Raw genomic sequence first — 18,380 nt, 5'->3', positions numbered from 1 at the left:
TCAGCCGCGGCCGGCGATCAGGCTGTCGGCCGCCGCACGGGCCTCGGCGGTGACGGTGGCGCCGGACAGCATGCGGGCGATCTCCTCGCGCCGCTCGTCGCCATCCAGTTCGGCGACGCCGGTGGTGACCTGCTCGCCCTTCTGCGACTTCTGCACCTTCAGATGGACGGCACCGCGGGCCGCGACCTGCGGGCTGTGGGTGACGACCAGCACCTGCAGGCCATGGCCCAGCGTTTCCAGCCGCTCGCCCACCGCGGCGGCGACGGCGCCGCCGATGCCGGTGTCCACCTCGTCGAACACCAGCGTGCCGACGGTTGATGTCTGGGCCAGCACCACCTTCAGCGCCAGCATGAAGCGCGCCAACTCACCGCCCGACGCAATCTTGTTCAGCGCGCCCGGCGGCGAGCCGGGGTTGGTCGCGACCTGGAAGGCGACGCGGTCGATGCCCGACGCGCTCCATTCCGACTCGTCCACCGGCTCGACCAGCGTGCGGAACTTCGCCTTCTCCATCTTCAGCGGCGCCAGTTCGCCGGCGACCGCCACGTCCAGCCGGCCGGCGGCCTCGCGGCGGGCGGTGCCCAGCGCTTCGGCGGCCTTGTGGAAGACGGCGCGGGCCTGTTCGGCCTCCTTCGCCAGCTTGGCCAGCAGGTCGCCCTGATCCTCGATCAGCAGCAGGCGGCCGGCCATCTCCTCACGCAGGGCGGCAAGCGCATCGACATCGACGCCATGCTTGCGGGCGGCGGCGCGCAGCGCGAAGAGCCGCTCCTCCAGCTTTTCCAGCGCCCGCGGGTCCATATCGACACTGCTGGAGACGGCCTGGAGAGAGGCAATCGCCTCCCCCGCCTCGGTCGCGGCGCGGTCGAGGGCGGCGATCACCGGATCCAGCGTGCCGCCGGCCCGGTCGGCGATGCGGCTGAGCGTGCGGATGGCGGAAGACAGGGCGCGCTCGACGCCGCGGTCGCCCGACAGGTCGGCATAGGCGGCGTTCATGCCGTCGACCAGCTTCTCGCGATGCATCAGCACCGCGCGGGTCTCCGACAGTTCCTCCTCCTCGCCGGCCTTGGGGGCGAGGGCGTCCAGTTCGGCCACGGCGTGGCGGAGATATTCCTCTTCGGAGCGGGCGCGGGCGATGTCGGCGGCGGCGGAATGGCGCGCATCCTCCACCTGCCTCCAGGCACGGTGGGATGCGGCGACCTGCGCTGCCTGGGCCGACAGACCGGCATAGGCATCGAGCACGCCGCGGTGGGTCTGCGGGTTCAGCAGCCCGTGGGTGTCGAACTGCCCATGCACCTCGACCAGTTCGGCGCCCAGCGTCTTCAACAGGCCGACGCCGACCGGCTGGTCGTTCACCCAGGCGCGGCTGCGCCCATCGGTGTTGACGGTGCGGCGGATCACCAGTGCACCGTCGCCGGAATCGGAGTCGAGACCCTGTTCCTTGAGGATGGCGAAGGCCGGGTGGTCGCCCGAAAGCTCGAACTCCGCGGTGACGGAGGCCTGATCGGCGCCGTGGCGCACCAGACCGGAATCCGCACGCGCGCCGAGGGCAAGCCCCAGCGCGTCGAGCAGGATCGACTTTCCGGCGCCGGTCTCACCGGTCAGGGCGCACAGGCCCTTGCGGAAGGACAGGCTCAGTCGCTCGATCAGGACGACGTCCCGGATCGTCAGCGACACGAGCATGGAGCGTCCTAGAACAGGGAGTTCCAGGCTCGATTGAGCCACGACTTCTCGTTTCGCTCGGGACGCAGATTGGCGTCCACCAGCAGTGCGTAGCTGTCCGTGTACCATTCGCTGCCGGGGAAGTTGTGGCCGAGCACGGCCGCGGCGGCCTTCGCCTCGTCGGTCACGCCCAGCGCCAGATAGCACTCCACCAAGCGGTGCAGCGCCTCAGGCACATGGGACGTGGTCTGGTAGTTTTCAACGACGGCGCGGAACCGGTTGATCGCGGCGGTATACTGATGCTGACGCAGGTAGAAGCGCCCGACCTCCATCTCCTTGCCGGCAAGGTGATCGTTGGTCAGGTCGATCTTCAGCTTCGCGTCGCGGGCATATTTGCTGTCGGGGAAGCGGCGGACCACCTCCTGCAGGGCGTCGAGCGACCGGCGCGTCATCCGCTGGTCGCGGCGCACGTCGGTGATCTGCTCGTAATAGCACAGCGCCCGCATGTAATAGGCGTAATCGACATCCGGGCTGCCCGGATGAAGCTGGATGAAGCGGTCGAGCGCCAGGATGGCGTCGTCGTACTTCAGATCCTGGTATTGGGCATAGGCGGCAAGAAGCTGCGCCTTGCTGGCCGCATCCGCATAGGGATGCTGGCGCTCCACCTCGTCGTAGAGCTTCGCGGCCTTCTTGTAGGATTCCTCGCGCATCGCCGCGGCGGCTTCCGACATGAGCTGGTCGGCCGGACGCTCGACATACGCGTCCTCCTTGGTGGAGGAGCAGGCGGAGAGGGCGGCGGACAGGAGGATGGCCGTCAGCGGCAGGCGGTACGGGCGAGGAAGCATCGTCGTCTTGGGCGCTTTCGAAGTTGCCCCTGTATAGCACGCCGGGGTAAGGGCGCCGCAAGCGGTAACGCGGGGGTGGGCGATATGCCCCTCCCCGCCCGCGGCGGAATTTGCATCGGAAGCGCCTTAGCCGAACAGCGCGTCGATGTCGGCCTGGCTGATGTTGCCGCTGTCGGGGGTCGCCTCGGCCGGACCGTGCAGGTCCAGGTTCTCGTCCTTCTTGGTGACGGACGGCGGCAGCGGCATCGCCTCGAACTCGCGCCTGTTCCACAGGCCCATCATCGCGTCGACCCGCTCCTCGATGAAGGACATGGCGCGGACGACCTTGGTGATGCGCTGGCCGGTCAGATCCTGGAAGTTGCAGGCCTCATAGATGCGGACGATCACGTCGACCATGTCGTTGACCCGGTCGTTGTGATAGCCCTCCGGCAGCGACGACTTCAGCTCCGACACTACCTCTTCCAGCTCTTCGGCGCAGGCCATGATGGTGTTGGTCGCGGCCTCCGTCGCGGAAACGACGGCGCTCAGTTCCTGGCTGGCCTGCTGGAACTTGTCGTCACCGGCCAGCGGATGGCGGATGGCGGCCATTTCCACCTTGGTCGCCTTGATCCGGCCGGAAATGTCGGCGATTTCCACCTGGATCTGGTCGATCTGCACCGCATCCATGGTCAGGAAGCGGTCGAGCTTGGCGCCGAGATCGCCGATGGCGCGCAGCACCTCGGTGTTGTCGGCATGAACCACCTGCGCCGGCACCGGAAGGGCCGCCGCGGCGGCGCCATCTTCGATCAGCGCCTGGAACGGGTGCCCGGATTTGCGGGCTTTCTGAAGCTCGGCCATGAAGGGCTTGGTCATCTGCTTCATCCTCGGTCCCGCCTCTCGGAAACGGCCGCCTTGTGGCCTGTGGTGGTGGATGTCTGGTCGCGCGTCGGTTCTGCGTTCTGATCGGCTGACCCATGCCCCATCCGGCCATCGGCGGGCTCAGGCGGTCAATCCGGGAAAACCCATGAGGTTCTGTCGGCTCGGCTTTGTCGGCTCAGCTGTCGGTTCGGATCTGCCGGCTTGGCGCCGGCCGTTACCCGAACAGGGCGTCGATGGCCGCCTGATCCAGCGGGGCCGGCGGTTCCGCCGCTGCGGGCGGCGGGGGCGGCGGTGCGGGCTTGGCGGCGGCCTTGGCCTTCGGGGCGGCGCCCGGCGGCTTCGGAACCGACTTCTTCGCGGGGGCGGGCGCATCGAACATGCTGTCGATGTCGGACTGGCTCGCCACCGCGGGGGCGGCTGCCGGTGCCGGGGCATCGAACATGCTGTCGATATCCGCCTGGCTGGACTTGACCGGAGCGGCCGCTGGGGCCGCAGCGGGCATCGGCGCGTCGAACATGCTGTCGATGTCGGCCTGGCTCGACTGCACCGGCGCCGGCGGCGGCGGAGGCGGAGCGGCAGGGGCGGCCGGAGCCGGACTGTCGAACATGCTGTCGACATCGGCCTGGCTGACGCCATGGCCATCCAGCTGCGGACCGTTCAGCAGATGGGCATCGGGACGGGTGTCCGTCTGCTCTTCCTTGACCATGATGCCGGCCAGCCCGTCCTCGCCCCAGATGCTGATCATGGCCATGACGCGCTGTTCGATGTAGCGGAGCGCGTTGACGACCTTGCTGGTGCGCTGGCCGGTCAGATCCTGGAAGGAACAGGCGGTGAAGATGTCGTTGACCTGGGTGTCGATGTCGCTGCAGATCGCCGGATCGGCGCCGCCGGCCCGCAGCTTGCCCGACAGATCCATCAGCCGCTCGGCGGCGTTCAGGATCTCGAAGGACGCGCGTTCGGTGGAGATGACGATGGCGTCCAGCTCGTTGGTCGCCGACAAAATCTTGTCGCCCGACCCGTCGGGGGGACGCAGCGCCGCCACTTCCCGCCTCGCCTGCTCGATCGAGGCGGCCATTTCCATCAGCTCGCGGCGCAGAACGCCGACATGCTTGCCGGCCTCCACCGCTTCGTTCTGCCGGCTCCAGGAGTCGCGGAACTCCTGAAGCATGGCGCGCACTTCCTCCGTCGCGGCCCCGAGGGACCGCCGGTGGAGCCGCCGCAGGAATGCCCTGCCCTTCGCCGATCGGGCAATGGCGTCCTCGATCTGCTCGAACTCTTCATCGGACAGCTGCGGAAGCTGCTCCAAACCGGTCCACTCCCCAAACTGGATCAGCCGGCCGCCCCGCTGACCCGGGCGGCCGAACCGGGCGCCGGACGGCAGGTGCCGTCCTTGCTACCCCCACATATCGCAAGCCCGAAGATCAACCGCCGATGACGGCCTGAATCTTCTGCTTCAGCGTGTCGGCGTTGAAGGGCTTGACGATGTAATTGTTCACGCCGGCCTGCTTGGCGGCGATGACGTTCTCGGTCTTGCTCTCGGCGGTGACCATGATGAAGGGCGTCGCCGCCAGCTTCGCGTCCGCGCGGATTTCCTTCAGGAGCTGCAAGCCGGTCATCGGCTCCATGTTCCAGTCGGAGATGATGAGGCCGAACTTGCTCTCACGCAGCTTCGCCAGCGCCGACACGCCGTCGCCGGCCTCGTCGATGTCGGTGTAGCCGATCTGGGTCAACAGGTTCCGCACGATGCGCCGCATGGTGGCGTAATCATCGACGACGAGGATCTTCATCTAGACGTCTCCGCAATAATCCGTTGCCGGTGTGTGACCGGCCGTTACGCCCACCCGGCGCGGGGGCTGCGCCGTAATCCGGGAAGTGATGCCGACTGTAGTGCCCTAACTGCCGCCAAAAGTCATCCCCTTGGGTCACACTGAAGCAGCTGGGTAAAGAACGTGTTACCACGAGCGGCAACATATTGCGGAATCAGGGGCGCCCCCAGTCTCCGGCCGACAATTGCTACAGCCGCCCGCTCCGCTCACAGGGGTGCGGTCGCCTGCTCCAGCCAGCGGCGGGCTGCATCGTCGAGCAGCGGCGACAGCGACTCGCGCACCCTTGCATGATAAGCGTCGACCCAGGCGGCCTCCGCGTCGCTCAGCAGCGCCCGCTCGATCAGCGCGCGGTCGATCGGCACCAGGGTCAGCGGCTCGAACTCCAGCATCGGGCGGTCTGCGCCCGCAATGAGAACCGGGCGCTCCGCGCCCGCCATGGGAGCTGGGCGCTCGGCCCCGGCCAGTTCACCCGACGGCTCCTCCACCGGCTGGACGACGATCAGGTTCTCGATGCGGATGCCATAGGCGCCGGTCTTGTAATAGCCGGGCTCGTTGGACAGGATCATGCCCGGCTGCAAAGCGACGGTGTTGCCGACCTTCGACACCCGCTGCGGCCCCTCATGCACCGACAGGAAGCTGCCGACGCCGTGGCCGGTGCCGTGGTCATAGTCCAGCCCCGCCTGCCACAGCGGCAGACGCGCCAGCACGTCCAGCTGCGAGCCGGTGGTGCCGCGCGGGAAGCGCGCGGTGGACAGGGCGATGTGCCCCTTCAGCACACGGGTGAAGCGGTCGCGCATCTCCGCCGCCATCGCCGGGTCGGGCTCGCCGACCGCCAGCGTGCGGGTGACGTCGGTGGTGCCGTCCAGATACTGGGCGCCGCTGTCCAGCAGGAACAGGCTGCCCGGCTCCAGCCGGCGGTCGGTCTCCGGTGTCACCCGGTAATGCACGATGGCGCCGTTCGGCCCGGCCCCGGCGATGGTGTCGAAGCTGACGCCGCGGAAGCGCTCATTCTCCCGCCGGCAGGCCAGCAACCGTTCCACCACCGCCAGCTCGGTCAGGGTGCCGGTCGGCGCCGCTTCGGAGAACCAGTGCAGGAAGCGGACGAGGGCGGCGCCGTCGCGGACATGGGCGGCACGGGCGCCGGCCAACTCCGCCGCGTTCTTGCAGGCCTTGGGCAGGGCGCAGGGGTCGCCGTCGCGCTCCACCCTGGCGCCGGCCAGATGCAACCGGTCGACGATCCAGGCCGAGGTGCAGCCCGGGTCGGCCAGCACGCGGGCGGCGCCGCGGGCGACGGCGTCGAGCGCGGCGCCGAACTCCTCCACCGACCGCACCCGCACCCGATTGCCCAGATGGGCATGGGTCTGCGGCGCCAGCTTGCGCGGGTCGAGGAACAGCTCCACCGACGCATCGGCGGACAGGATGGCGAAGGACAGCGGCAGCGGCGTGCAGGGCACATCGGCGCCGCGGATGTTCAGCAGCCAGGCGATGCTGTCCGGCTGGGTCAGCACCGCGGCGGCGATGCCCTTCTGCCCCAGCTCGTCGGCCAGCCGCGCCCGCTTGTCGGCGGAGCTTTCGCCAGCGAAGGCCACGTCCTGCGGCACCACCGGGGTGAGCGGCGCCGGCGGCTGGCCCTGCCACACCGAATCGAGCGGATTATCCTCGCACGCCACCAGCAGGATGCCGGCGCGCTCCAGGGCGGCGCGGGTCTTCTCCACCCAGCCGATGGTGTGCAGCCAGGGATCGAAGCCGAAGCGCCCGCCTTCGGGCAGCGCCGCGACGATCCAGTCGGCCAGAGGGTCCTCGATCAGATGCCTGTACTCGTACAGATCGGCCGGCACCTCGCTGCGGACCTGGAGGGTGTAGCGGCCATCGACGAAGATCGCGGCCTGCCGGGCGGTGACCACGGCATTGCCGGCCGAGCCGGTGAAGCCGGTCAGCCAGCCCAGCCGCTGGGCGCGCGGCGGCACATATTCGCCCTGATGCTCGTCGCCGCGCGGCACGATGAAGCCGTCGAGGTCGCGGCGCTTCAGCGCGGCGCGCAGATCGTCCAGCCGCTGCGCCGGACCGGGATTGGCCGTCGGCGCCTCGGCGGCGAGCTGCGCTTTCAGCGCCTGGAGCTGTTCGGCCAGGGCCGGCGGGAGGCTTTCGCCAACCAGGACGGTCCAGGCGGCGGGCTCCTCCCCCTCCGGCGCCGCCAGCACGCCGGCCAGCAGTGCGCGGACATCGCCGGGAGACCGGCCGGTCCCGGCCTCGGTCAGCAGGGTCGCAAGGGCGTCGTCGCCACGATAGGCAGCGGAGGGAATCGCGCTGGGCACGGAACCTGTTCCTCGGAAGAGTGAATCCTGTGGACACAGGCTAGGCACCCCGTCGGCCCTGCGCAAGCGGCGGGGTGGTGGCTATGCCGGTTGGGGTGGGGCCGGTTGGGGTGGGGCACGGTTGGAATGGGGCGCGGTTCCGGCCCCCACCCGATCCGTCACACCGGCAGCCCGGCGTCGTCCGGCAGCCCCAGACGCGCCAGCACGCGCTTGCGGGCCTCGCCGCGTTCGACGTCGGAGATGTGCAGCAGGCCGCCGATCCGCCGCAGCAGGCTCGATTCCAGATCGTTCAGCACGCCGTCGGCGTAGGCGACCTCCCACAGCATCTCGATGATCCAGAGGCGGTGGCCGGGCGGGCAGCGGTCCATGATGACGCTGACATAGCGGAGATAGGGCGAGACGTCCTCGGTGTCGAACACCGCGGCGGACAGCAGATCCTGCGCCTCCTCCTCGCTCAGGTTGAAGTGGCGGCGGGCGACCGCCATGATGCGGTCGCGCTCCGCCTCCGAAATGGTGTTGTCGGTCCTTGCGGCCTCGACCATCAGGGCGGCGGCGGCGGCCTGCAGGGCGTCCTCGCCCGGCTCGGCGCCGTCGTCGCCCGTGAACAAGGACCGGATGCGGTTCAACATGGTGGCTCCCCAGAAAGATTTCGGAACATCGTCCCTAGGGGAAGTCGCGACCCGGCCCTTTTGTTTCAACGGCCCCCGAATTAACGCCTCACTGGATCAGCGCTTCACCACGAGAGTGGTCCATTCCCCGACCGGAATGCGCGCGACCAGACGCAGGCCCTGGTTGCGGTGGGCCTGGATGACGTGGCGTTCCTGCCGGTTCAGCAGGCCGGCCAGCACGGCATAGCCGCCCTTCTTCAGGTGGCGGCGCAGCTGCGGCGCCATCCGCGACAGCGGGCGGGCCAGGATGTTGGCGGTGATCAGCGTATAGGGCTTGTGCCGGCCGACGATGCGGGTGTGGTAGCCGTCGCCGCCCTGGGCGCGGATCATCCCCTTCTGCCCGTTCAGCGCCGCGTTGATGCGGGTGACGCGCACCGCCTCCGGGTCGATGTCGACCGCCGTCACCGGCACGCGCCAGCGCTTGGCCACCGCCAGCGCCAGGATGCCCGAGCCGCAGCCCATGTCGAGCGCGCCGCGCCGGCCGCCGCGCGGCAGCTTCAGGCGGCGCGACAGCCGGTCGAGCGCCTGGAGGCAGCCGTTGGTCGAACCATGCTCGCCGGTGCCGAAGGCGGTCGCGGCATCTACCAGCAGCGGGATGCTGCCGGCCGGCACGATGCCTTCATGGTGGGAGCCGTGGACGAAGAAGCGTCCGGCGCGAATCGGCGGAAAGCCCTGGTAGCTGTGCGACACCCAGTCGATCGGCGGCAGGTTCTCGACAGCCAGCCGCGGCTCCTCGATGCCCAGGGCCTTGGCCAGCACGGCGACGCGGGATTGCAGCCGCGCCTCGTCCGGGGCGCCGTAGAGGGTCGCCTCCACCAGCCAGTTGCCGCCTTCCTCCAGTTCGAAGGTCGACACCGCATCGGCATGGTCGCCCACCGCCTCGGCAAAGGCGGGCGCATGGGCTTCGGGAACGACCAGCGCGATGCGCCAGAGCGGGGTTTGCGACATGACAGGGGCTTTCCGACGACGACGCGAGAACAGAAGCGGCGTTTTTAGCATCAAGCCCGAAAGAGACCAAGGATTCCGGAGACCGTCCCGTTTCGATGAAAACCCTTACCGGCCGACCTCCTAACGACCTGCCAGCCGGTCGGCGATGTCGTGCATGCCCTGGGCGCGCAGGACCGACTGGCGATGACGCAGCAGGCGGCGCTCCAGCGCCTTTTCCATGGCCGCTCCGCCGAGCGTCGCACCGTCCGCCCCCTTCAACCGGTCGGCGAGGTCATGGGTCAGCACCGCTTCCACCTTGGCGTCGCGGCGGTCGAGCGGCTGGTCGCCGGCGATGCTCTGGCGCAGGCGCTCCACCAGGACGGCCCGGCTCTGCGGCAGGCGGCCTTCCAGGACAAGGCGGCAGACCCGGCGCAGCGAGGGGGCCATCGGCGCCAGCGCCGGCACCAACGCCGGATCGGGATCGCGGTCGAACAGGGCGTCGGCAAGGGCGCCGAGTCCGGCATGCAGGCTCGGCTGTGCGCCCAGCAATTCCTTCACCGTGTCGGCGGATCCCATGATGTCGGCGATCACACCGTCGAGCAGGACCAGATGCCGCGGCTCGACATCGTCGCCCGTCAGCGCCAGCAGCATGTCCAGTTTCCCGGCGAGCGGTCCGCCGGCCTCCAGATGCTGCGACAGCAGCACGAGGAACAGCGCGTCATGGCCCTCACGCCCGACCGCTCCGTCGATGGCGCGGCTGGTGCCCGGCAGGTCGGCGGCATCGAAGTGCGGCAGCCGGCGCCGCTCGGCCAGCGCGTCGCGGGCGGCCCCGCTGACCGCCTCCACCAGCTGGCGCAATTCGCGGGCGCGGGCGGCGTGGGAAACGCCGTGGACATCGGCATGGTGGCGGGCGGCGGCATGGATGGCGGCCCCCAGCAGCGCGCCCTGCTCCTCCAGCCGGCGGAACAGCGGCCAGGAATGCAGCAGTTCGGTCGGGGTGATGCGCTGGGCGTCCAGATAGGGGCGCAGCAGCCGGCCGATCACCACCCGGCTTTCGAATCCGCGCAGGTCGTCCGGCGTGCGGCAGAAAGGCGCACCCTCCGCGGTGCCGCCCAGGGTCAGGCCCTTGCGCTGGGTCTGGGGCACCGTCTTGTGCAGGATCACCGTTTCCAGCGACAGGCCGGCGACGGTGCGGAATTTCACCACCTTCGCCTCTTCCACGCCCGTCGCCGCCAGTTGCGAGCGGGCGGCCGACAGCGCAGCCTCCTGGTCAGTATAGGCCCCCTCGATGCGCCAACGGCCTTCGCGGCGGCTCTGCACCTCGTAACTGACGCTGCCCGTTCCGAACACGGTGATTGGCCTCCGGCTCCGTTGCACCGCTGCGATCTTGGGCGGCTGCGGCCGCCGCGGCTGTGACGGCCGTCACAGTGCGGCAAGCCGTCCAATGCCGTGTCCCGGCATAGCGCACCTTGCCGGCGGGCGCAGCTTAGGATCGACCCGCCTTGCCGGCGGGCAGGCCCTGTGACTTAGCCCGCCTTGTGCCTTAGCACGCCTTGTCGGCGGGCACGACGAAGCTGTCCAACACCTTCTTGCTGCCGGAATGGTCGAAGTCGATCTCCAGCTTGTCCTCCGACACGCCGACCACGGTGCCGTAGCCGAATTTCTGGTGGAAGACCCGCGCCCCCTTGGCGAAGGGCGCATCGGGCCGCGGCCGCGGCGCCACCGCATAGGCGCCCTGGTCCAGCGTGATCGTCTTGGGCGCCGGCGCCTGACGGGTGGAGCCGCGGAACTGGAAGCCGCCGCCGAAACCGCCCGCCGACCCGCCGGCCCCGTAAGCCCCTGCCCCGCCACCGAAACCGCCGCGCCCGCCGCTGCCGGCGAACAGGCCGTTGGCCGCCTCGGCCTCCACATTGTCCTGCGGGATCTCCTCGACGAAGCGGGACGGGACGGCGCTGACCCAATTGCCGTAGAGCCGGCGGTTGGCGGCATGGCTGACATAGGCGCGGCGGCGCGCGCGGGTCAGGCCGACATAGGCCAGCCGCCGCTCCTCCTCCAGCCCGGCGATGCCGGTCTCGTCCAGCGCGCGCTGGTTGGGGAACACGCCCTCCTCCCAGCCCGGCAGGAAGACATGGTCGAACTCCAGCCCCTTGGCGCCGTGCAGGGTCATCACCGTGACCTGCTCGATGCCGGCGGCCTCGGCATTCTCCATCACCAGCGCGACATGCTCCAGGAAGCCCGGCAGGTTCTCGAACTCCGCCATGGCGGTGATCAGTTCCTTCAGGTTCTCCAGCCGCCCGGGAGCCTCCGGCGTCTTGTCCTCCTGCCACATGCGGGTGTAGCCGGACTCGTCCAGGACGGTGCGGGCAAGCTCGGTGTGCGGCACCGTCGCCATCAGCGTCCGCCAGCGGAAGACGTCCTGCAACAGCCCGCGCAGGGTGGCGCGCAGCTTCGGCTTCAGCTCGTCCGTCTCGGTCAGTGCCCAGCCGGCTTCGGTCAGCGACAGCCCACGGGCGCGGGCGGCGGTGTAGAGGCTCTGCATCGCCGCCGGACCGACGCCGCGCTTGGGCAGATTGACGATGCGTTCGAAGGCCAGATCGTCGTCGCCGGAATTGACGACGCGGAAATAGGCCAGCGCATCGCGGATTTCCTGCCGCTCGTAAAAGCGCGGGCCGCCCAGCACCTTGTAGGGCAGGCCGAGCGTGATGAAGCGCTCTTCGAACTCGCGGGTCTGGAAGCCGGCGCGGACCAGCACGGCGATCTGCGCCAGGGAGGTGCCCTTGCGCTGGAGAGTCTCGATCTCCTCGCCGACCCAGCGCGCCTCCTCCTCGCCGTCCCACACCGCCTTGACCTTGACCGGCTCGCCGCCGTCGGCCTCGGTCCACAGCGTCTTGCCCAACCGGCCCTGGTTGTTGGCGATCAGACCGGAGGCCGCCGCCAGGATATGGCCGGTGGACCGGTAATTCTGCTCCAGCTTGATAATGGTGGCGCCGGGGAAGTCGGTCTCGAAGCGCAGGATGTTGCCGATCTCGGCACCGCGCCAGGCGTAGATCGACTGGTCTTCGTCGCCGACGCAGCAGATGTTCTTGTGAGCCTGGGACAGGATCCGCAGCCACAGATACTGGGCGACGTTGGTGTCCTGGTACTCGTCGACCAGAAGATATTTGAACTTGCGGTGATATTCCGCCAGCACGTCCGGATGATTCTGGAAGATGGCGAGGTTGTGCAGCAGCAGGTCGCCAAAATCGCAGGCGTTCAGGGTGCGCAGGCGCTCCTGGTAGGCGCGGTAGATCACCACCACACGGCCGCCCGCCACATCGCCGCCGTCGGCGTCGCCGAGCCGGTCGGGGGTCAGGCCGCGGTCCTTCCAGCGCTCGATGGCGCCCAGCACCTGACGGGGCGGCCACTTCTTGGAATCGATGTTCTCGGCTTGCAGCAGCTGCTTGATCAGGCGGACCTGATCGTCGGTGTCGAGAATGGTGAAGTTCGACTTCAGCCCGACCAGTTCGGCATGGCGGCGCAGGATGCGGGCGGCCAGCGCATGGAAAGTGCCGAGCCACCAGCCCTCAGGCTCGATCCCCATCAGATGGCCGACACGCTCGCGCATCTCGCGGGCGGCCTTGTTGGTGAAGGTCACCGCCAGGATCTGGAAGGCAGCGGCGCGGCGCGTCATCAGCAGATGGGCCAGCCGGGTGGTCAGCACCCGCGTCTTGCCGGTTCCGGCGCCGGCCAGCACCAGGACCGGTCCGTCCAGAGCCTCGACCGCCGCCCGCTGTGTCGGGTTGAGCCCGTCCAGATAGGCGAAGCGCTGCGCTGCCGCCGGGAATCCCGAGGCGGGACCGGCGGCGGGAGCGGCGTGGCTCAACGGATCATCATCATAAGCGTCTGACATGGCGTCCCGGCCTGGGGATGGACGAAAAAATCGGCGGAAGCGTGCGAATGCTCTGTCGAGGCTGGAACGTATACAGCACAGAACGTCCCGGCACGACCCCCGTCAATGGCGGCATACCCCGCCCGGCGACGGGGAGCGGCACGGCCACGCTTATGCCTAATGGCAAATTTCCGGGACATAAGACTCCAACCATCGGGCGATGACGTAGTTCTGCCCGGCCGAGGCCCTTCGTCGTGAAAGTCACTCGACACTATCGTTCAGTGTCCTTACGAAGTCACGGCATGACCGTTAACGATTTCCCCTTTTCTGTCACAGACAGTTATTCCACCTGACCAGGGCAAGCTGCATTATGTCCTCATCTTGTCTTATGCAGGCTTACGGCATATGCCCATTGCTCGACGCGAAATTTACCTAAGCGAAATTTTGCGCGGCGCAAATCGGGGGTATCTATGGATCACAAGGAGGCACCCCCGAACCCTGAGGGGGAGCGGACCGGACGCAGGAGCGGAAGGTCGGGGATGCCTCCGAAGCGCCACCCGGCGCCACTTTGATCGGAACGGAACAAAAGGCGGGCTTGGACCATGGATGCCATCAACGTTTTCCTCATCGATGCCAACAAGCTTTTCCGTGAGGGCATGAAGCGTCTGTTCGAAGGCACCCCCTTCAACGTCGTCGGCGAGGCCGGCAGCCTGCGCGAGGGCCTGTCGACGCTCGGCACCGGCCAGAACCCGGACCTGATCCTCATCGACCTGCCGAGCGGCGCCGACGAGGAAGTCGAAGCGATGCGCAGCCTGCGCGAGGCTCACCCGTCGATCCGGATCGTCATTCTGACCAACGATCTGGAAACCCGCCGCCTGTCGGCCGCGCTCGGCGCCGGCGCCGGCGGCTACCTGCTGAAGGACATCGCCTGCGAGGCGCTGATGCAGTCGCTGAAGCTGGTGATGATGGGCGAGAAGGTGTTCCCGACCCACCTCGCCGAGCTGCTGGTCAGCGGCCGCACCGAGGACATGGGCGCCGAGCTGCCGACCCGCCGCAAGGGCCTGTCGCAGCGTGAGGTGCAGATCCTGCGCTGCCTGCTGAACGGCAACAGCAACAAGATGATCGCCAACCACCTGAGCATCACGGAAGCCACCGTGAAGGTTCACCTGAAGAGCCTGCTGCGCAAGATCAACGCCTCCAACCGCACCCAGGCCGCCATCTGGGCGCTGAACAACGGCATCGGCGATCAGGCCGCCGAAACCGGCGTCGCCGCCACCGTCTGATTGCCGCCAGATCCGACGGATCGGCATACCGCTCTGCCGAATGGCCCCGCCCGCCTTCCGTCCCGGCCGTCTGCCCCTTCCATCCGGGGCAGGCAGCCGGCGGAGCGGGACGTTGCCTTTTGCAGCGCTTTTCCGTTCCGCAGGCCGTCCGGGCAGCCCGCGAAGCCCCCAGCCAAGGCCCATGGCCGGCGAAGACGGCAGGCATAGAGGAAGCGGTCTAAGACCAAAAGCGAACTACAGCGTGAGAATGGACGTGCTTATGTGAACTGCGGGCCGATGACGCCATCCCGGTGTGAGATCGCCGCAACCTTCTGGAAATGCCTGCGATGAACGTGCTGATCGCCGACGATCACCTGCTGTTCCGAGACGGTCTGCGCCGACTGCTGGCGCAATTCGACGCCGACATGACGTTTTTCGAGGCGAGCACCTATGACGAGGTGCGGGCGCTCTGCGACGGTACCAGACCGTTCGACCTGATCCTGCTCGATCTGGGGATGCCCGGCTGGACCGGCTTCTCGGCGCTGGGCGACATTCATGTCAACCTGCCGAAGGCGCTTCTGGTGGTGGTATCCGGGTCGGAAAAGCGGTCCGACCTGCTGGCGGCCCTGGAAAACGGCGCTGCCGGCTACATCCCGAAATCCTCCAGCGCCAAGGTCCTGCTGGGCGCCTTGCAACTGGTGCTCGCCGGCGGAATCTATCTTCCCGAACAGGCCATCCGCGGCGCCGACCGTGTCGAACAGACGCATGGCGGCTATGGCGGGCACGGTTCCGGCGAGTCCATGGACGACAATGCCGGGATGGCCAATGCCAACGGTGACCAGTTGACGCCGCGTCAGCGCGACGTCCTCGCCCGGCTGCGCGACGGCAAATCGAACAAGCAGATCGCCCATGAACTGGGGCTGACGGAAGGCACGGTGAAGGTCCATGTCACCGCCATCCTGCGGCACCTCGGCGTCCGCAACCGCACCCAGGCAGCGCTGACCGCCCAGAGCCTGTAAGGTTCGGGACAGCCTCCCCCCGCCTTCGCCTCCCGCACATCCGGAAGAGGGAAGCCCTTCTTTCCTACCGCTGCGCCCGCTCCACGGCGGAGACCAGCGCCAGCAGGGCGCCGCGCAGCTCGGTTGCATGGGTGCGCGGGCGGATGGCGGCGGCGTCGGACACAGCGACGACCGTCAGAGTGCGACACCCCGTCAGCCCGCTTTCGAGCCGCGTGAACAATCCGGCCGGGTCGCTGCCCTGAATCAGGGTGACCGGTACCCGCACCGCCGGCAGTTCGGATTCAAGGTCCCCGAGATCGCCCGTCGGCATCGTCGGCAAGGGCCGGCCGAAACAGGCGGTCAGCGCGTTCCAGCGCCGGCGCATCGGCGATTCGGCCCCGACATCGTCGACGATCATCACGCCACCGACCTGTTCCGGGAAATCCAGCGCCGCGGCGATGGCGAGCGGCGCCGTCACCGCACCGGCGACGAGAACCGGCCGGCGCCCGCCACGCTCCACCAGCAGCGGGGAGAGCATCGCCGCTCCGGCGGCGGCTGGCACGGTCAGCCATTCCTGGCCCGCCGGAACATGGTCCAGCAGGCGCCACCACGCCCCCTTGCCGGGATGAAGAAAGATCACCCGCCGCCCGGATGGATCGCCGGCACGGTCGGCCGTGCGGTCTCCCGCCCAGGCAGCACCCACCCCGTCCGCGGTCAGACCGTTCACCGGACAGCGGGCGGTGTCTGCCCGTCCGGCGCGGACGGTGGAAGGCTGGGTGTGAAAGAACACGGTCGGGTCCCCGATGGTGGCGTTCCGCGATGGGACTGTCCCACCGCCGAACCCAACCGTAACGAAGCCGAACCGAAGTCGTCCCGTTCGATAAATCGGGCAAAACCCTGAAAAGGGGCTAAAACCCCACCCTGCCCGCAAAAGGTTTCAGCCACCGTCGAAACACGACAAAAGCAAAGCAAATTCCATGACTTGCCTGTCGGTTCCAGGCCGCTTTCGATCACAGGCGATCAGCCTGCCGATCACCGGCCCGATCACCGGCCGACACAAACAGCCATGGCGACCGGTCAATGCAGCGTCACCTCCTCCCCTTCGGGGTCGAGTGCCACCGCCAGGGGGCGGCGCAGCTCGCCGACAAGGCTGCGCCATTCCGGCGCTCCACCCAGCTGTTGCAGCAACTGCGCGGTGAAAGCGAAGACCGCGGTTTCGAGCGGCCCGTTGTCCTCCGCATGGGCATTGACGGTCAGGCAGGATTCCGCGGCGCTCTCGAAAATGGCGGCGGCGGCGCTGGCGCCCGGCCCGGGATCCGGCAGCGGGACGGCCTGCGGCTTCTCCCCGCTGACGCGCAGGCGCGACAGGTTGTCGGCCAGCAGGCGGGTGCGGATGGCGTTGTCGACGGCGGCGGCCATGGTGTAGCCGGCCTCTTCCTCGACGGTGGCGCGCAGGATGCGCAGACCCGCGATCAGTCCGCGGACCACATCGCCATTCCCGCCGCGCTTGGCCGCAGCCGCGACGGCGGTGCCGAGGATGGCGGCGACTACCGGCGAGAGCGATTCACCCTCGCCCGGCATGTTCGGCGCGTCGGCGCCGGCGTCGGTGTTCAAAGCCTCGTTCATGCGGCCTCCGATCCGTGTGATCCGGAAGGCGGCCCGCCGGCGGTGCTGCCGGCAAAGGGCCCGTCCGGATGCGTCGTCATGATGCCTGATAAGGATCTGTGGACCGTACGGATCCGGTTCAAGGCATGGATGGCATGAGGCTCCCCCTCTTTCGCGCCGCCGGACGGGGTGCCCCATCTTCGCGTCTGCCGATATCTGTCCGGCCCACCTCTAGGCGTGCCGTATGAGCGTCCCCACATCTGCGGCGAAAGAGAGGGTAACTGTCATGCCTCTGCTCAGTCTTCTCCTCAATCTGCTCTGGCTGGTCACGGGCGGCATCTGGATGGCGCTCGGCTGGGTTTTGGCCGCGGTCCTGATGGCCGTGTCCATCATCGGCCTGCCCTGGGCCCGCTCCGCCCTGACCATCGCCCATTACACCCTGCTCCCCTTTGGACAAACCGCCGTGCGCCGGGATGAGTTCCGCGGGCGCGAAGACATGGGCACCGGCGCGCTCGGCTTCATCGGCAACATCGTGTGGTTCGTGCTGGCCGGCTGGTGGCTGGCGCTCGGCCATCTGGTCGCGGCGGTGGGGCTCGCCATCACCATCATCGGCCTGCCCTTCGCCTGGGCGCATCTGAAGCTTGCGCTGCTGGCGCTGTGGCCGGTCGGAACCGAGATCGTGCCGTCGGACGGCGTCGAACGGCGGGTGACCGGCCGCATCTGATCCCCGCCTGCGGCATTTCCGACAATTTTATCGAAACCGCACGGTCACCCGCATTCCGGTGCGCAGGAGTCCCATGCCTCCCCCGTACTGCCTCTTGTGTGGCTATCCGTTGGAGAGTGCCATGTCGGTATCCATGGTGAGTGCGTCGGCCGTCGGCCAGACCTATCAGCGGCCGCAAGGGCCGGGTAAAGAGATCCGCGAGGGCGTCGACAGCCTGAAGAAGGCGGTGGAGTCCGGCGACATGACCGCCGTCCAGTCTGCCTACGAGTCCCTGTCGAAGCTGCAGTCCGACAAGCAGGGCAGCAGCGGGTCAAGCACCAGCGCCAGCACCGGTAAGGACCCGCTGTCGAAGCTGCTGTCCAGCGTGGGAGAGGCGCTGAAGAGCGGCGATATCGGTCAGGTCCAGCAGGCGATGTCCAAGAACGGCCCGTCCAGCGGTGGTCCGGGCGGCACCGGTGGCCCCGGCGGAGGTCTCGGCGGAGCGGGCGGCCCACCGCCGAACGGTCCGCCGCCGGGCGACGAGGGCGGGTCGGACGAGCTGCGCAGCACCGTCGGCAGCCTCGCCCAGTCCCTGCAATCCGGCGACGTGTCGGGGGCGCAGGACTCGCTGTCGGCTCTGTCGGATATGCTGAAGAGCGCCGCCGACAGCGACAGCGGGGCCGACAGTGGCAGCGACAGCAGTTCCACCGACTTCCTGGGCACCCTGAAGAAGAATCTCAGCAGCCTGAGCAGTTCGCTCAGCTCCGGCGACCTCTCCGGCGCGCAGAGCCTGTTCGCCAGCCTGACGCCGCGCGGCTCGCAGGGCGTCGACATCACCGCCTGACCGGC

The 18,380-nt window shown here is 68.5% G+C and carries 16 protein-coding genes; 4 read left to right on the top strand and 12 right to left on the bottom strand.

Annotated elements, in window-relative coordinates; translation table 11 throughout:
* The 10 genes from recN to ABNQ38_RS27950 all read right to left on the bottom strand — a co-directional run bounded on the left by recN (position 1) and on the right by ABNQ38_RS27950 (position 12,984).
* The gene (gene recN / locus ABNQ38_RS27995; RefSeq protein ID WP_377809063.1) at positions 1 to 1,677 is read right to left on the bottom strand and encodes a DNA repair protein RecN; all 1,677 of its coding nucleotides are present in this window, start codon (positions 1,675 to 1,677) and stop codon (positions 1 to 3) included.
* Between the two features lie 8 nt (positions 1,678 to 1,685).
* The gene (locus tag ABNQ38_RS27990; RefSeq protein WP_377809062.1) at positions 1,686 to 2,501 is read right to left on the bottom strand and encodes an outer membrane protein assembly factor BamD; all 816 of its coding nucleotides are present in this window, start codon (positions 2,499 to 2,501) and stop codon (positions 1,686 to 1,688) included.
* Positions 2,502 to 2,627: 126 nt separating this feature from the next.
* A complete protein-coding gene (locus ABNQ38_RS27985) occupies positions 2,628 to 3,353 on the bottom strand; it encodes a protein phosphatase CheZ (RefSeq protein WP_377809061.1) in 726 nt (241 codons plus the stop codon).
* Between the two features lie 220 nt (positions 3,354 to 3,573).
* Complete coding sequence (locus ABNQ38_RS27980; protein WP_377809060.1) at positions 3,574 to 4,665, bottom strand: protein phosphatase CheZ; 1,092 nt, start codon at positions 4,663 to 4,665, stop codon at positions 3,574 to 3,576.
* A 115-nt stretch (positions 4,666 to 4,780) separates the two neighbouring features.
* Positions 4,781 to 5,146, bottom strand: a complete 366-nt coding sequence (locus ABNQ38_RS27975; protein ID WP_012974572.1) for a chemotaxis response regulator CheY — start codon at positions 5,144 to 5,146, stop codon at positions 4,781 to 4,783.
* A gap of 245 nt (positions 5,147 to 5,391) precedes the next feature.
* Complete coding sequence (locus ABNQ38_RS27970) at positions 5,392 to 7,500, bottom strand: aminopeptidase P family protein (RefSeq protein ID WP_377809059.1); 2,109 nt, start codon at positions 7,498 to 7,500, stop codon at positions 5,392 to 5,394.
* A 158-nt stretch (positions 7,501 to 7,658) separates the two neighbouring features.
* Positions 7,659 to 8,129, bottom strand: coding sequence for a TerB family tellurite resistance protein (locus ABNQ38_RS27965; protein ID WP_377809058.1), 471 nt, complete (start codon positions 8,127 to 8,129; stop codon positions 7,659 to 7,661).
* Positions 8,130 to 8,225: 96 nt separating this feature from the next.
* Positions 8,226 to 9,116, bottom strand: a complete 891-nt coding sequence (locus ABNQ38_RS27960) for a 50S ribosomal protein L11 methyltransferase (RefSeq protein WP_377809057.1) — start codon at positions 9,114 to 9,116, stop codon at positions 8,226 to 8,228.
* Positions 9,117 to 9,236: 120 nt separating this feature from the next.
* Positions 9,237 to 10,445, bottom strand: a complete 1,209-nt coding sequence (locus ABNQ38_RS27955; RefSeq protein ID WP_377809056.1) for a hypothetical protein — start codon at positions 10,443 to 10,445, stop codon at positions 9,237 to 9,239.
* A gap of 193 nt (positions 10,446 to 10,638) precedes the next feature.
* Positions 10,639 to 12,984, bottom strand: coding sequence for an ATP-dependent helicase (locus ABNQ38_RS27950; protein ID WP_377809055.1), 2,346 nt, complete (start codon positions 12,982 to 12,984; stop codon positions 10,639 to 10,641).
* Between the two features lie 581 nt (positions 12,985 to 13,565).
* Between ABNQ38_RS27950 and ABNQ38_RS27945 the strand changes: the two genes are divergently transcribed.
* Complete coding sequence (locus ABNQ38_RS27945) at positions 13,566 to 14,246, top strand: LuxR C-terminal-related transcriptional regulator (RefSeq protein WP_376956509.1); 681 nt, start codon at positions 13,566 to 13,568, stop codon at positions 14,244 to 14,246.
* A 326-nt stretch (positions 14,247 to 14,572) separates the two neighbouring features.
* Entirely contained in the window at positions 14,573 to 15,244 is a 672-nt protein-coding gene (locus ABNQ38_RS27940) for a LuxR C-terminal-related transcriptional regulator (RefSeq protein WP_377809054.1), read from the top strand.
* A 64-nt stretch (positions 15,245 to 15,308) separates the two neighbouring features.
* On the opposite strand, the gene ABNQ38_RS27935 is transcribed toward ABNQ38_RS27940, so the two are convergent.
* Together ABNQ38_RS27935 and ABNQ38_RS27930 are read right to left on the bottom strand one after the other, a co-directional pair.
* Positions 15,309 to 16,013 carry an alpha/beta fold hydrolase gene (locus tag ABNQ38_RS27935; RefSeq protein WP_377809053.1) on the bottom strand — a complete coding sequence of 235 codons (705 nt, stop codon included), beginning with the start codon at positions 16,011 to 16,013 and terminating at the stop codon, positions 15,309 to 15,311.
* A 287-nt stretch (positions 16,014 to 16,300) separates the two neighbouring features.
* Positions 16,301 to 16,849, bottom strand: coding sequence for a hypothetical protein (locus ABNQ38_RS27930; RefSeq protein ID WP_377809052.1), 549 nt, complete (start codon positions 16,847 to 16,849; stop codon positions 16,301 to 16,303).
* 265 nt (positions 16,850 to 17,114) lie between these two features.
* Between ABNQ38_RS27930 and ABNQ38_RS27925 the strand changes: the two genes are divergently transcribed.
* Both ABNQ38_RS27925 and ABNQ38_RS27920 read left to right on the top strand, forming a co-directional pair.
* Positions 17,115 to 17,552, top strand: a complete 438-nt coding sequence (locus tag ABNQ38_RS27925) for a YccF domain-containing protein (RefSeq protein ID WP_377809051.1) — start codon at positions 17,115 to 17,117, stop codon at positions 17,550 to 17,552.
* Positions 17,553 to 17,673: 121 nt separating this feature from the next.
* The gene (locus tag ABNQ38_RS27920) at positions 17,674 to 18,375 is read left to right on the top strand and encodes a hypothetical protein (protein ID WP_377809050.1); all 702 of its coding nucleotides are present in this window, start codon (positions 17,674 to 17,676) and stop codon (positions 18,373 to 18,375) included.
* The last annotated feature ends 5 nt before the right edge of the window (positions 18,376 to 18,380 follow it).

Source organism: Azospirillum sp. A29 (assembly GCF_042604625.1).
GTDB classification, from domain to species: Bacteria; Pseudomonadota; Alphaproteobacteria; order Azospirillales; family Azospirillaceae; genus Azospirillum; species Azospirillum palustre.
This window is presented reverse-complemented; position numbering and strand designations above follow the sequence as displayed.